Here is a 13776-nt window from a genome sequence, read left to right as displayed (position 1 = left end):
TCAAGTGATTAGTTGCGCCCACTCTTTTTGTTAGACTAATCTAACAAAAAACACTTGCCTCTCATGTTAGGTTATTCTAAATTACTTTCCATCAAGACACCGCACGGTGTTCTCAGCAAACAGTTCCGCTACCCCGGCGTTAAGGGGAAATGAGGTCAGCATGGATACTATCGATCTTGGCAACAGCGAATCTCTGGTATGTGGCGTGTTCCCCAACCAGGACGGCACGTTCACCGCGATGACGTATACCAAAAGCAAAACGTTTAAAACCGAAAATGGTGCCCGTCGCTGGCTGGAAAGAAACTCAGGTGAGTGATATGGATTTCGACACAATCATGGAAAAGGCTTACGAAGAATACTTCGAAGGCCTTGCCGAAGGCGAAGAAGCTCTCAGCTTCAGTGAGTTTAAACAGGCACTCAGAATAAGAATGTGCTCTCACAATGACGCGGAGCACAAATATGAGAAGCAAAATCAGACCGCAGAAAATTTTGTTCTGGAACCCGGAGAAACGCTTTTCAAAATTCCCGTTACGTGCCCCATTTGCGGTTTTACATCAGAAGAACTTGACGACTCCTGTAACAATCAGGAAACAACCAAGTATGTCGAAGATGATACCGAGTGCGCACGAAAAACGATTATATCCACGAGTCCAAACTCCAGGGCCAATAAATCTCACTTTGAGAGGGTGATTAATCCACTCCCCCAAACCAATAAAAAAGATGCCGGAGGACAAAAAACCCAATGGAACAACGGGATATCTGTCAAAAAAAGACGTTCCATTAAAGACAAACAACGCAGCGCCAACAACTGTAAGCGCTTTATACCAGTAATCAATTTTCATGTTCTTAAGCGGATTTATTGGTGGTTGCGACATTGCTTAATGAATCCTTAAAACTGTGGTGATTTTAAGGATACCACCTCGCCTGACGTGGTTAAAAGCAGGCACACAACACGAAAGCGCACGGCGAAGTTCGTCTCACTGTACGGTGTCGTTAAATTTAATTCGACCGTGCGCTTCCGGTTGTGGCAACCCGCAAAATGGCGCGGCGGTAAGTATGGCGGGGTTATTCCTTCCCCGTTGAGGACACCGGGTTGTCAGGTTGACCATACGCTTAAGTGACAACCCCGCTGCAACGCCCTCTGTTATCAATTTTCTGGTGACGTTTGGCGGTATCAGTTTTACTCCGTGACTGCTCTGCCGCCCTTTTTAAAGTGAATTTTGTGATGTGGTGAATGCGGCTGAGCGCACGCGGAACAGTTAAAACCAAAAACAGTGTTATGGGTGGATTCTCTGTATCCGGCGTTAATTGTTAACTGGTTAACGTCACCTGGAGGCACCAGGCACTGCATCACAAAATTCATTGTTGAGGACGCGATAATGAAAACGTTATTACCAAACGTTAATACGTCTGAAGGTTGTTTTGAAATTGGTGTCACTATCAGTAACCCAGTATTTACTGAAGATGCCATTAACAAGAGAAAACAAGAACGGGAGCTATTAAATAAAATATGCATTGTTTCAATGCTGGCTCGTTTACGTCTGATGCCAAAAGGATGTGCACAATGAATTCAGCATTTGTGCTTGTTCTGACAGTTTTTCTTGTTTCCGGAGAGCCAGTTGATATTGCAGTCAGTGTTCACAGGACAATGCAGGAGTGTATGACTGCAGCAACCGAACAGAAAATTCCCGGTAACTGTTACCCGGTCGATAAAGTTATTCACCAGGATAATATCGAAATCCCGGCAGGTCTTTAAAACAGTTCCGTAATAAATATCCGGTTTCATTCTTATATGCCAGCAATGGCAGGGATTTGTTCATCCTTAAATCTGTCATGAGGTTAAAACAAATGAGTAAAGTCTTTATTTGCGCCGCTATTCCTGACGAACTGGCAACAAGGGAAGAAGGCGCTGTGGCTGTAGCCACAGCCATTGAAGCTGGCGACGAACGCCGTGCTCGAGCAAAATTTCACTGGCAATTCCTGGAACATTATCCGGCTGCTCAGGACTGCGCTTATAAATTTATTGTCTGCGAGGATAAACCTGGCATACCCCGCCCTGCCCTCGATTCATGGGATGCTGAATATATGCAGGAAAACCGCTGGGATGAGGAGTCTGCTTCTTTTGTCCCGGTTGAGACTGAATCCGATCCGATGAACGTCACTTTTGACAAGCTGGCCCCTGAAGTACAGAACGCTGTCATGGTTAAGTTCGACACATGTGAAAACATCACCGTTGATATGGTTATTAGCGCACAGGAATTGTTGCAGGAAGACATGGCAACATTCGACGGACATATCGTTGAAGCGTTGATGAAAATGCCAGAAGTTAACGCCATGTATCCGGAGCTTAAGTTGCACGCCATTGGGTGGGTTAAGCATAAATGTATTCCTGGTGCTAAATGGCCCGAAATTCAGGCAGAGATGCGCATCTGGAAAAAACGTCGCGAAGGTGAACGCAAGGAAACCGGAAAATACACGTCTGTTGTTGATCTCGCCCGCGCCAGAGCCAATCAACAGTACACTGAAAATTCAACAGGAAAAATCAGCCCGGTCATTGCTGCCATTCATCGCGAATACAAGCAGACATGGAAAACACTGGATGACGAACTGGCCTACGCTCTCTGGCCTGGTGATGTGGATGCCGGAAACATTGACGGCAGCATCCATCGCTGGGCAAAAAAAGAAGTTATCGACAACGACCGCGAAGACTGGAAGCGTATCTCGGCATCAATGCGCAAACAGCCTGATGCCCTTCGCTACGACCGCCAGACTATTTTTGGCCTTGTCCGTGAGCGTCCGATCGACATTCACAAAGATCCCGTAGCACTGAACAAATATATCTGCGAATACCTGACGACAAAGGGCGTGTTTGAGAATGAAGAAACAGACCTGGGCACTGTTGATGTTCTCCAGTCATCAGAAACACAAACTGATGCAGTGGAAACTGAGGTATCTGATATCCCAAAAAATGAAACCGCGCCGGAAGCTGAACCATCTGTAGAGCGTGAGGGGCCGTTCTATTTCCTCTTCGCAGATAAGGACGGAGAAAAATACGGTCGCGCAAACAAACTTTCTGGTCTGGATAAGGCACTGGCTGCTGGCGCCACTGAAATCACAAAAGAAGAATATTTTGCCCGAAAAAATGGCACATACACGGGCTTACCGCAAAATGTAGATACCGCTGAAGATTCAGAACAACCAGAGCCGATAAAAGTTACCGCTGACGAAGTAAACAAAATTATGCAGGCAGCCAATATCAGCCAGCCTGACGCTGATAAGTTGCTTGCTGCATCACGTGGTGAATTTGTTGAAGGGATTAGTGACCCGAATGATCCGAAATGGGTTAAGGGGATCCAGACCCGCGATTCTGTGAACCAGAACCAGCATGAATCGGAACGGAACTACCAAAAAGCGGAACAAAACAGTCCAAATGCGTTACAAAACGAGCCAGTAACGAAACAGCCTGAACCAGTAGCGCAACAGGAAGTGGAAAAAGTCTGCACCGCCTGCGGTCAGACCGGCGGCGGCAACTGCCCTGATTGTGGCGCGGTGATGGGCGACGCAACATACCAGGAAACATTCGATGAAGAGTATCAGGTTGAAGTTCAGGAAGATGATCCGGAGGAAATGCAAGGCGCTGAACATCCACACAAGGAGAACACTGGCGGCAATCAGCATCACAATAGCGATAATGAAACTGGCGAGACGGCAGATCACCCAATTAAGGTGAACGGTCATCACGAAATCACATCCACCAGCAGGGCGTGTGACCATCTAATGATCGACCTTGAAACCATGGGAAAAAATCCTGATGCCCCGATCATCTCAATAGGTGCAATATTTTTCGATCCGCAAACCGGAGATATGGGACCGGAATTTAGTAAGACTATCGATCTGGAAACTGCTGGCGGGGTCATTGATCGGGACACCATTAAATGGTGGCTTAAGCAATCACGCGAAGCGCAATCTGCCATTATGACCGATGAAATCCCGTTAGATGATGCACTGTTACAATTGCGGGAATTTATCGACGAAAACTCCGGTGAATTTTTTGTTCAGGTCTGGGGAAATGGAGCCAACTTCGACAACACGATTTTGCGCCGTTCATACGAACGGCAGGGGATCCCCTGCCCGTGGCGTTACTACAACGATCGAGATGTACGCACAATCGTTGAGCTGGGGAAAGCCATAGACTTCGATGCCAGAACGGCTATTCCATTCGAAGGTGAGCGCCATAATGCACTTGATGACGCCCGTTACCAGGCAAAATACGTTTCAGTTATCTGGCAAAAACTGATCCCGAGTCAGGCTGATTCTTAATGTTCAACTGTCGCCGGTTGTGACTGGTATTCTGCAACCGGCGCTCGTCTGATGTAAGAGATAAAGAAATCGATGAGCGAAGTAATCATGATTGTCTCTCCCGGCAAATGGGTATCCGAAGAGCAGTTAATTGCGCTGAAAGGAATAAAAAAAGGTACGTTAAAAAAGGCCCGGGAAAAATCGTTTATGGAAGGAAGGGAATATAAGCATGTCGCTCATGACGGTATGCCATGGGATAACAGTCCATGCTTTTACAACCTGGAAGAAATTGATCGCTGGATTGAGCGCCAGGCATCAGCGAGACCAAGACGTCATCTTACTTGACTAAAAGCCACACTAACTAATGAGAGAAGTTGAAATGAAATATCCGACAGGCGTGGAAAACCATGGAGGGAAATTACGTATCTGGTTTGTTTATAAAGGCGTAAGAGTCAGGGAAAATCTGGGGGTTCCTGACACAGCAAAAAACAGGCGCGTTGCAGGTGAACTACGCTCCTCTGTTTGTTACGCAATAAAAACTGGTGTTTTCGACTATGCAAAACAGTTTCCCTCCTCACGCAATCTGGAAAAATTTGGTGAGGCCCGACAAGATTTAACCATAAAAGAACTGGCTGAAAAATTTCTGGCACTGAAAGAAACTGAAGTCGCCAAAACATCACTCAACACATACCGTGCCGTCATCAAAAATATCCTGAGCATAATCGGTGAAAAAAATCTTGCCTCATCGATTAATAAAGAAAAATTACTGGAGGTTCGTAAAGAGTTACTGACTGGATACCAGATCCCCAAAAGTAACTATATTGTTACACAACCAGGGAGATCGGCTGTAACTGTAAATAATTACATGACAAATCTTAACGCCGTGTTCCAGTTTGGTGTTGATAACGGTTACCTGGCAGATAATCCGTTTAAGGGGATCTCGCCATTAAAGGAATCAAGAACCATTCCGGATCCTCTTTCGCGGGAAGAATTTATCCGTCTTATCGATGCGTGCAGAAATCAGCAAGCAAAAAATTTATGGTGTGTTTCTGTTTATACTGGCGTTCGCCCTGGTGAGCTGTGTGCACTTGGATGGGAGGACATAGATCTGAAAAATGGAACAATGATGATCAGGAGAAATTTAGCAAAAGACCGTTTCACGGTACCAAAAACACAGGCGGGAACCAATCGGGTCATTCATCTTATTAAGCCAGCAATCGACGCTCTCCGGAGTCAGATGACATTAACGAGACTGAGCAAAGAGCATATCATTGATGTTCACCTCAGAGAGTATGGCAGAACAGAAAAACAAAAATGCACCTTTGTTTTTCAACCTGAAGTGTCAGCGAGAGTAAAAAATTATGGTGACCATTTTACCGTTGACTCAATAAGGCAGATGTGGGACGTAGCGATAAAACGTGCCGGACTCCGCCATCGAAAATCATATCAGTCGAGACATACTTATGCCTGCTGGTCGCTGACAGCTGGTGCTAACCCGGCATTTATAGCAAACCAGATGGGCCATGCAGATGCGCAAATGGTATTTCAGGTATACGGAAAATGGATGTCTGAAAACAATAATGCACAGGTAGCTTTGTTAAATACACAGTTAAGCGAGTTTGCCCCAACCATGCCCCATAACGAAGCAATGAAAAATTAATTTAATATTTATCAAATAGTTAACACGCATGACTCTTGAAATCCATAAATTCAAGCGCAGTGCCCAACCATCCCGATACTGCTGCTTTCACCAAATCCTTAGTACTTCTTTCGTGTTTTTCTATTGTCATAATGGTTATCTCTAAAAAAGAGGTAAGATGCGTACTACTTACTCGCCGTTATTGGTATTATTCAGAAAAAGTGAGTAAGACTTTGCAGCAATGTTTTTGATCCAGTTCAAATAAACTAATGGCATCCGCAACATGCTGGAAATCAAATGTATGGGTAATTAGTTTTTCTGGTTTAATTAACCCTTTACTTAACCAGTCGATAACGACCGGGAATTTATTTGCATTTAAGCGTGAAGAGAAAATAGAGAGTTCTTTTCCGGTAATTCCTTGCTGAATCACTTCAGACGGTTCACTGGAGAAGCCCATCAATACAATACGTGCCGCTGGAGAAGCCAGCGTTACGGCCTCTTTCAAGATTGAAGGATGACAAGCGGCATCGATAATTAAAGTCGGCTTGATGCCTTTTTCAGCGAAACTCTCGCCAAGCGGTGTCTGGCTGTTATTAATCGCCCAGTCTGCCCCGCTCTCTTTCGCTTTTTCCAGTCGTTCATCAATGCGATCGGCAACAATCACATTTTTAACGTTATAGACGCCTTTTAATACCTGAACGATCGTCAGGCCGATTGGGCCGGCACCGTAAACCAGAACGGTATCATTTTCAGTCGGTTGACCATGACCGGTAACGTTAGCCGCAATGGTAAAAGGTTCGATCATCACCGCATATTGATCGGCCACAGCTTCAGGAATTTTCCACGCATTTTTTGCCGGAACCACAGCATATTCACTGAAACCACCGTCAGCGTGCACACCTAATACAGCAAGTGTCGTACAAACGTTCGGCTTACCTATAGAGCACGGATAGCAATGCCCACAGCTGACCACCGGATCGACAGCAACGCGTTCACCGACTCTGGCGCTTTCCACGCCTTCACCCACTGCATCAATGACGCCAAAGAATTCATGACCAATGACGCGCGGATATTTCGCAAAAGGATTATGCCCACGGTAAATATGGCTATCTGAACCACAAATTCCGGCAAGTTTCACTTTTACTCGTACTTCACCCGCTGACGGGGTGGGTATTTCACGTTCGATAATCGACAGTTGATTCGGTTTTTCAATTAAAATGCTTTTCATTACCTTACTCCTTACCAGTTCCACAGCGTGCCATCTTCCAGACGTGCGACTGGCAGATAAGCAGGTTCATAGGGATATTTCGCCGCCAGCTTTTCATCGAATTCGATGCCAAGACCCGGTTTTTCTCCCGGATGCATATAGCCGTTATCGAAAGTCCAGTTGTGCGGGAAGACTTCGAGCATTTGTTCGGAATAACCCATGTATTCCTGGACACCGAAATTGGGGACCCACAGATCAAAGTGCAGCGCCGCAGCCATGCAGACTGGTGACAAATCGGAAGGACCGTGTGAGCCAGTACGTACCTGATACAGCGAAGCAAAATCGGCAATCCGACGCATACCGGTAATTCCGCCTGCATGGGTCAGCGTGGTGCGGATATAATCGATGAGTTGCTCTTCAATCAGTTGTTTGCAGTCCCAAATGCTGTTGAAGACTTCACCCACCGCGATGGGTGTGACGGTATGTTGGCGAATGAGACGGAAGCATTCCTGGTTTTCCGCAGGCGTCGGGTCTTCCATCCAGAACATGCGATAATCTTCAATGCTCTTACCAAAGCGCGCCGCTTCAATAGGCGTTAAGCGATGGTGCATGTCATGCAGCAGATGTTCATCAAAACCAAACTTGTTACGTACCGCGTCAAACAATTTCGGCATGAAATCGAGGTATTTCTCCGTCGACCACAGCTGCTCTTCCGGCCACTGTCCTTTGGTTGCGGGTTCATAAGCCAGACCTTTACCTTTCGACATGCCGTAGGTGGTTTTCATACCAGGGATTCCGCACTGCACGCGGATGGCTTTGAATCCCAGCTCCTGATGACGGGCATAATCATCCAGAGCTTCATCAATACTGTGACCGGTGGTATGGCAATAAACCATCACCCCTTCACGAGACGCGCCGCCGAGTAACTGGTAAAGCGGCATGTTGGCAGCTTTGGCTTTAATATCCCACAGCGCCATATCAACCGCTGAAATGGCCGACATCGTAACCGGACCGCGACGCCAGTAAGCACCTTTATAGAAAAACTGCCAGATATCTTCGATACGGTGTGCATCGCGACCAATAAGCTGCGGACAAAGGTGATCCTGCAAATAAGAGGCCACGGAAAGCTCACGTCCATTTAGGGTGGCATCCCCAAGGCCCGTAATACCGTCCTCAGTGGTGATTTTTAATGTGACGAAATTACGCCCCGGACAGGTAACAAAAACTTCAGCCTTTACGATCTTCATGTTCGATTCCTTGCATCGCTTGTCGTGATGCATGAAATCTACGCAACTGAGCTACTACCATACAAGTATGAAGATCAAAAAAAGCCGGAGTGATCACAAAAAAAGGCGTATATTTGCGCCGTGAATGGTTGACAAAAGATGAAACAGAATACCTTTTGTCAGCTGACACTTCCTCGTATCTTATTGATAAAATGGATTTATGTTCCTACGTGCGCCCCCAGCCCGCAACAATGATCAACATGCCGCAAAGCGCAATTAACGCCCCCGTCCAGTCATAAAGAGTCAGTTTCACGCCATCCACAACGCGCAGCCAAATCAACGCCGTGCAGACATAAACGCCACCATAAGCCGCGTAAACACGCCCACTCGCCGCAGGATGCAACGTTAACAACCAGACAAACAGCGCCAGTGAAATCCCCGCCGGAAGCAACAGCCAGATACTGGCGTTTCGCTTCAACCACAGCCAGGGCAAAAAGCATCCAATAATTTCACACAGCGCAGTAGCAAAAAATAGTAACGTTGTTTTAATCATCTTTGTCACTTATTGACATCACGTATAGTTATAGGGCGACATAATATCATCAATATAAACACCCTCCTTGAACGTTTTGCGTTCGCAGTGGATGGTGTAGAATCAGCTTTAATCATTCATACAGGGAATGAATTATGAAAATCACTCTCAGCAAACGAATCGGCCTGCTCGCTTTTCTGCTGCCTTGCGCACTGGCATTGAGCACAACTGTTCATGCCGAAACTAACAAACTGGTGATTGAGTCTGGCGACAGTGCACAAAGCCGCCAGCGCGCCGCTATGGAAAAAGAGCAATGGAATGACACGCGTAATCTGCGCCAGAAAGTGAATAAACGCACTGAAAAAGAGTGGGATAAAGCCGACGCTGCTTTTGATAACCGCGATAAATGTGAGCAAAGCGCCAACATCAATGCCTACTGGGAGCCAAATACTTTGCGCTGCCTGGACCGTCGAACTGGCCGCGTTATTATCCCCTAACCTGTTATTGATTTAAGGAATGTAAGGACACGTTATGCCAAGCGCCCACAGTGTTAAGCTACGCCCGCTGGAGCGTGAAGATTTACGCTATGTACATCAACTCGACAATAACGCCAGTGTGATGCGTTACTGGTTTGAGGAACCCTACGAAGCCTTTGTTGAACTCTCTGATCTGTATGATAAGCATATTCACGATCAGAGCGAACGGCGCTTTGTGGTGGAATGTGACGGCGAAAAAGCCGGTCTGGTGGAGCTGGTGGAAATTAACCATGTTCATCGCCGCGCAGAATTTCAGATAATTATCTCCCCGGAGTATCAGGGGAAAGGTCTGGCAACCCGTGCCGCCAAATTAGCAATGGACTATGGCTTCACCGTTCTCAATCTCTATAAGCTGTATCTGATCGTTGATAAAGAGAATGAAAAAGCGATTCACATTTACCGCAAGCTTGGCTTTACGGTTGAAGGTGAATTGATGCATGAGTTCTTTATTAATGGTCAATATCGTAATGCCATTCGCATGTGTATATTCCAGCATCAGTATCTGGCTGAGCACAAAACACCGGGTCAGACTCTCCTGAAGCCGACCGCACAATAGTATTAATAATAATCGATCGTATTTTTGATGGTGTAAACCCGTTCGACGGCGGGTTTTACTCCTTCATCAACAATGATTAGCTGACAGTCCACCGGATTGGCGTGATTGTCATATTCACAGCTCTGTTTTACATTTCCAACCCGTTGATTATTCAGTAAAGTAACCGCTGTGTAATCTAATTTTTTGATCGGGTCCGTTGATGGCGTGGCGCTGACAGATAATGTTTTATCGTTACTTTTCGTGGTTTTACCCAGCGGATACCCCTGATCATCATAGCGATATTCCATCTGCATCTGTTTGCTGCTGGCTTTAATCACGAAACCATTATCATCGGTTTCCCAACTCACCCCGGCAGAAGGTAATTCTGCTAGCTGGCATTTTCCCTGCAAACGAACTCTTTTCTCCAGCGTCTCGGCATCACGGTAATAATTGGCGTCCAGTACCAGGGCAACCACGGTATTATTTTCCAGATCCAGTAATTCGAGAGAATCAAAACAGCCTTCTTCCGACAAAGTCCCCGAAACACGTTTCGTCACTTCACCTTGCTCATCCATTAATGTCTGAGTGAAATCTTTTACGGGACCACGCAGCGGATCAAAATCGAATTCATTAGAGAAACTGGCCATCTCCGGGGTAAATGAAAGTGTTACCTCTGTGCGGTCACATCCTGTGAGTAATATCGCGAGTAAGCATGGCAGTAATTTGTATTTCACAACAGTCACCTGAGAGTAGAGATGATTCTCAATCATAGTAGCAAATACAGTACTTTACACGTTAAATGCTATGCTTAAAGAAGTTATCTTCGCGTAAGGAGCTTATGATGAAACTCTCAACCTGCTGTGCCGCGCTTCTGCTCGCCCTCGCCTCACCCGCGGTACTCGCCGCGCCGGGATCCTGTGAGCGCATACAGAGCGATATATCACAGCGCATTATCAATAATGGCGTACCCGAAAGCAGCTTCACGTTAAGTATTGTACCCAATGACCAGGTTGATCAGCCTGATTCCCAGGTCGTCGGGCATTGCGCTAATGATACGCATAAAATTCTCTACACCCGTACCACCAGCGGTAACGTCTCTGCTCCCGCGCAGTCTACCCAGGATAACGCGCCTGCTGAACCGCAGTAACACATTATCGACTGAACGCCGGATACGACACATCCGGCGATTTGAACATACAACATAATCCCACCTTATTACTCATACCCTTCTATTGATATGGATTAATAATTATTAACCCCAAATGGGTAGACTCTCTCTATTGTTAGCGCGCTAAATATTCAATATATAAACATTTATATAACGATAAAGAACAGGGAGTGAGTTATGTCCAAAAATGAACAAATGGTGGGCATCAGCCGCAGAACACTCGTTAAATCTACCGCGATAGGTTCTCTGGCGCTGGCTGCAGGCGGTTTTTCTTTGCCGTTTACCCTGCGCAGTGCAGAAGCAGCGGTACAACAGGCCAACGAAAAAGTGGTCTGGGGTGCCTGTTCCGTCAACTGTGGTAGCCGCTGTGCACTTCGTCTGCATGTTAAAGATAATGAAGTGACCTGGGTGGAAACTGACAACACCGGCAGCGACGAGTATGGCAACCATCAGGTACGCGCCTGTTTGCGCGGTCGCTCCATCCGTCGGCGTATTAATCATCCCGATCGCCTGAATTACCCAATGAAACGCGTGGGCAAACGCGGCGAAGGCAAATTCGAACGGATTAGCTGGGATGAAGCCCTGGATACTATCGCCAGTAGCCTGAAAAAAACCGTCAAACAATATGGCAATGAGGCTGTATATATTCAGTACTCTTCGGGGATTGTTGGCGGCAATATGACCCGCTCTTCTCCATCAGCCTCGGCGGTCAAACGCCTGATGAACTGCTACGGCGGTTCACTAAATCAGTATGGCTCCTACAGCACTGCGCAAATTTCCTGTGCCATGCCCTACACCTACGGCAGTAATGATGGCAACAGCACCACGGATATTGAAAACAGCAAGCTGGTCGTGATGTTTGGTAACAACCCGGCTGAAACCCGCATGAGCGGCGGTGGCATCACTTATCTTCTTGAAAAAGCACGCGAGAAATCGAACGCAAAAATGATTGTTATCGATCCGCGATATACCGATACGGCTGCTGGTCGTGAAGATGAATGGCTTCCTATTCGCCCGGGCACCGATGCCGCGCTGGTTGCGGGTATTGCTTGGGTATTGATTAACGAAAATCTCGTTGATCAACCTTTTCTCGATAAATACTGCGTCGGCTATGACGAAAAAACCTTACCCGCAGATGCACCCAAAAATGGTCACTATAAAGCCTATATTCTTGGTGAAGGCGATGATAAAACAGCGAAAACGCCGCAGTGGGCTTCGCAAATTACAGGTATCCCGGTAGACCGTATCATCAAACTGGCGCGTGAAATTGGCACAGCAAAACCCGCTTATATCTGCCAGGGCTGGGGGCCGCAACGCCAGGCAAACGGCGAGCTGACGGCACGCGCTATTGCTATGTTGCCTATTTTGACGGGCAATGTCGGCATCAGCGGCGGAAATAGTGGTGCGCGTGAATCGACCTACACCATTACCATCGAACGCTTGCCGGTGCTGGATAATCCGGTCAAAACGTCAATCTCCTGCTTCAGCTGGACAGATGCTATCGATCATGGCCCGCAAATGACGGCAATCCGCGACGGCGTCCGGGGCAAAGATAAACTAGATGTGCCCATTAAGTTCATCTGGAACTACGCGGGAAATACCCTGGTTAATCAGCATTCTGACATCAACAAAACGCATGAAATTCTGCAGGACGAATCGAAATGCGAAATGATTGTGGTCATCGAAAACTTTATGACCTCATCGGCAAAATATGCCGACATTCTGCTGCCAGACCTGATGACCGTTGAGCAGGAAGATATTATTCCTAACGACTACGCCGGTAACATGGGATATCTCATTTTCCTCCAGCCTGTCACCAGCGAAAAATTCGAACGCAAACCAATTTACTGGATCCTGAGTGAAGTCGCGAAACGTCTTGGACCTGACGTCTATCAAAAGTTCACTGAAGGTCGCACGCAGGAACAATGGTTACAACATCTGTACGCCAAAATGCTTGCCAAAGATCCGGCGTTACCGTCTTACGACGAATTAAAAAAAATGGGTATCTATAAGCGTAAAGATCCCAATGGTCATTTTGTCGCCTACAAAGCATTTCGTGACGACCCCGAGGCAAATCCACTTAAAACGCCTTCCGGTAAGATTGAAATTTATTCCAGCAAGCTGGCGGAAATTGCCCGTACCTGGGAACTGGAAAAAGATGAAGTGATAAGCCCACTGCCGGTTTATGCCTCAACCTTTGAAGGCTGGGACTCCCCTGAACGTAGTGCCTTCCCACTGCAACTGTTTGGTTTCCATTACAAATCCCGTACGCACTCGACCTACGGCAACATTGATGTCCTGAAGGCAGCCTGCCGTCAGGAAGTGTGGATCAACCCTATTGACGCACAGAAACGTGGGATTGCCAACGGCGATATGGTGCGGGTGTTTAACCATCGTGGCGAAGTTCGGCTACCAGCCAAAGTGACACCACGCATTCTCCCTGGGGTTAGCGCTATGGGCCAGGGAGCCTGGCACGAGGCCAATATGTCTGGCGATAAAATCGACCACGGCGGCTGTGTGAATACGCTAACCACTCTGCGCCCTTCACCACTGGCGAAGGGAAACCCGCAGCACACTAATCTGGTCGAGATCGAAAAAATATAACCCACTACAACCATAAATTCTGGCATGACA

General features: G+C 46.9%; 14 protein-coding genes and 1 pseudogene. 11 read left to right on the top strand and 4 right to left on the bottom strand.

The features are described from left to right. Positions 1–160 precede the first annotated feature (160 nt). The 7 genes and pseudogenes from HBM92_RS11690 to HBM92_RS11660 all read left to right on the top strand — a co-directional run bounded on the left by HBM92_RS11690 (position 161) and on the right by HBM92_RS11660 (position 5959). A complete protein-coding gene (locus tag HBM92_RS11690) occupies positions 161–316 on the top strand; it encodes a DUF1391 family protein (RefSeq protein ID WP_000379589.1) in 156 nt (51 codons plus the stop codon). A 1-nt stretch (position 317) separates the two neighbouring features. Then, positions 318–419: pseudogene (gene ydfB, locus HBM92_RS25600) on the top strand (protein YdfB); the annotation flags it as partial. A 960-nt stretch (positions 420–1379) separates the two neighbouring features. Further along, positions 1380–1568 (top strand): cell division inhibition protein DicB, encoded by a 189-nt coding sequence (dicB, locus tag HBM92_RS11680; RefSeq protein ID WP_000854559.1) that lies wholly within the window; start codon positions 1380–1382, stop codon positions 1566–1568. Beyond that, positions 1565–1756, top strand: a complete 192-nt coding sequence (ydfD, locus tag HBM92_RS11675) for a lysis protein YdfD (protein ID WP_001083297.1) — start codon at positions 1565–1567, stop codon at positions 1754–1756. Before dicB ends, ydfD begins: the two co-directional genes overlap by 4 nt. A 92-nt stretch (positions 1757–1848) precedes the next feature. After that, positions 1849–4320 (top strand): exonuclease, encoded by a 2472-nt coding sequence (locus HBM92_RS11670; RefSeq protein ID WP_001546201.1) that lies wholly within the window; start codon positions 1849–1851, stop codon positions 4318–4320. 72 nt (positions 4321–4392) lie between these two features. Further along, positions 4393–4644: an excisionase family protein gene (locus HBM92_RS11665; protein ID WP_000005552.1), complete on the top strand. Its 252-nt coding sequence runs from the start codon at positions 4393–4395 to the stop codon at positions 4642–4644. Positions 4645–4678: 34 nt separating this feature from the next. Continuing rightward, on the top strand, positions 4679–5959 hold the full coding sequence (locus HBM92_RS11660) for a tyrosine-type recombinase/integrase (protein WP_000877002.1): 1281 nt from the start codon (positions 4679–4681) through the stop codon (positions 5957–5959). 187 nt (positions 5960–6146) lie between these two features. On the opposite strand, the gene HBM92_RS11650 is transcribed toward HBM92_RS11660, so the two are convergent. From HBM92_RS11650 to HBM92_RS11640, 3 genes are all read right to left on the bottom strand, one after another. Next, on the bottom strand, positions 6147–7166 hold the full coding sequence (locus tag HBM92_RS11650; protein WP_000836083.1) for a Zn-dependent oxidoreductase: 1020 nt from the start codon (positions 7164–7166) through the stop codon (positions 6147–6149). A gap of 11 nt (positions 7167–7177) precedes the next feature. Then, positions 7178–8392, bottom strand: a complete 1215-nt coding sequence (gene rspA, locus HBM92_RS11645; protein WP_001298659.1) for a starvation-sensing protein RspA — start codon at positions 8390–8392, stop codon at positions 7178–7180. Positions 8393–8597: 205 nt separating this feature from the next. Further along, positions 8598–8924, bottom strand: a complete 327-nt coding sequence (locus HBM92_RS11640; protein WP_001304355.1) for a YnfA family protein — start codon at positions 8922–8924, stop codon at positions 8598–8600. A gap of 134 nt (positions 8925–9058) precedes the next feature. On the opposite strand from HBM92_RS11640, the gene HBM92_RS11635 reads away from it, so the two are divergent. Together HBM92_RS11635 and speG are read left to right on the top strand one after the other, a co-directional pair. Further along, entirely contained in the window at positions 9059–9400 is a 342-nt protein-coding gene (locus HBM92_RS11635; protein ID WP_000705201.1) for a DUF1283 family protein, read from the top strand. A gap of 34 nt (positions 9401–9434) precedes the next feature. Next, positions 9435–9995: a spermidine N1-acetyltransferase gene (gene speG, locus HBM92_RS11630; RefSeq protein WP_001138584.1), complete on the top strand. Its 561-nt coding sequence runs from the start codon at positions 9435–9437 to the stop codon at positions 9993–9995. 2 nt (positions 9996–9997) lie between these two features. Here speG and HBM92_RS11625 read toward each other — a convergent pair whose 3' ends face one another. Next, entirely contained in the window at positions 9998–10708 is a 711-nt protein-coding gene (locus HBM92_RS11625; RefSeq protein WP_001350228.1) for a YnfC family lipoprotein, read from the bottom strand. Between the two features lie 107 nt (positions 10709–10815). Here HBM92_RS11625 and HBM92_RS11620 point away from each other — a divergent pair, with 107 nt between their 5' ends. Both HBM92_RS11620 and ynfE read left to right on the top strand, forming a co-directional pair. Beyond that, positions 10816–11121: a DUF1161 domain-containing protein gene (locus HBM92_RS11620; RefSeq protein ID WP_000778146.1), complete on the top strand. Its 306-nt coding sequence runs from the start codon at positions 10816–10818 to the stop codon at positions 11119–11121. A gap of 198 nt (positions 11122–11319) precedes the next feature. Beyond that, positions 11320–13746, top strand: coding sequence for a selenate/tellurate reductase subunit YnfE (gene ynfE, locus HBM92_RS11615; protein WP_000041666.1), 2427 nt, complete (start codon positions 11320–11322; stop codon positions 13744–13746). Positions 13747–13776 lie beyond the last annotated feature (30 nt).

The organism is Escherichia sp. E.sYA108 (genome assembly GCF_011754335.1).
GTDB classification, from domain to species: domain Bacteria; phylum Pseudomonadota; class Gammaproteobacteria; order Enterobacterales; family Enterobacteriaceae; genus Escherichia; species Escherichia coli.
Note: the sequence above shows the minus strand (reverse complement) of the source record. Positions and strands in the feature narration are given on the sequence as shown.

What these genes read in the sequence shown, in the direction of transcription:
- HBM92_RS11690 (WP_000379589.1), top strand. Translation starts at nt 161, where the DNA reads ATGGATACTATCGATCTTGGCAACAGCGAATCTCTGGTATGTGGCGTG.
- HBM92_RS11620 (WP_000778146.1), top strand. Translation starts at nt 10,816, where the DNA reads ATGAAACTCTCAACCTGCTGTGCCGCGCTTCTGCTCGCCCTCGCCTCA.
- HBM92_RS11635 (WP_000705201.1), top strand. Translation starts at nt 9,059, where the DNA reads ATGAAAATCACTCTCAGCAAACGAATCGGCCTGCTCGCTTTTCTGCTG.
- HBM92_RS11650 (WP_000836083.1), bottom strand. Translation starts at nt 7,166, where the DNA reads ATGAAAAGCATTTTAATTGAAAAACCGAATCAACTGTCGATTATCGAA.
- HBM92_RS11640 (WP_001304355.1), bottom strand. Translation starts at nt 8,924, where the DNA reads ATGATTAAAACAACGTTACTATTTTTTGCTACTGCGCTGTGTGAAATT.
- HBM92_RS11660 (WP_000877002.1), top strand. Translation starts at nt 4,679, where the DNA reads ATGAAATATCCGACAGGCGTGGAAAACCATGGAGGGAAATTACGTATC.
- HBM92_RS11665 (WP_000005552.1), top strand. Translation starts at nt 4,393, where the DNA reads ATGAGCGAAGTAATCATGATTGTCTCTCCCGGCAAATGGGTATCCGAA.
- ynfE (WP_000041666.1), top strand. Translation starts at nt 11,320, where the DNA reads ATGTCCAAAAATGAACAAATGGTGGGCATCAGCCGCAGAACACTCGTT.
- speG (WP_001138584.1), top strand. Translation starts at nt 9,435, where the DNA reads ATGCCAAGCGCCCACAGTGTTAAGCTACGCCCGCTGGAGCGTGAAGAT.
- dicB (WP_000854559.1), top strand. Translation starts at nt 1,380, where the DNA reads ATGAAAACGTTATTACCAAACGTTAATACGTCTGAAGGTTGTTTTGAA.
- rspA (WP_001298659.1), bottom strand. Translation starts at nt 8,392, where the DNA reads ATGAAGATCGTAAAGGCTGAAGTTTTTGTTACCTGTCCGGGGCGTAAT.
- ydfD (WP_001083297.1), top strand. Translation starts at nt 1,565, where the DNA reads ATGAATTCAGCATTTGTGCTTGTTCTGACAGTTTTTCTTGTTTCCGGA.
- HBM92_RS11670 (WP_001546201.1), top strand. Translation starts at nt 1,849, where the DNA reads ATGAGTAAAGTCTTTATTTGCGCCGCTATTCCTGACGAACTGGCAACA.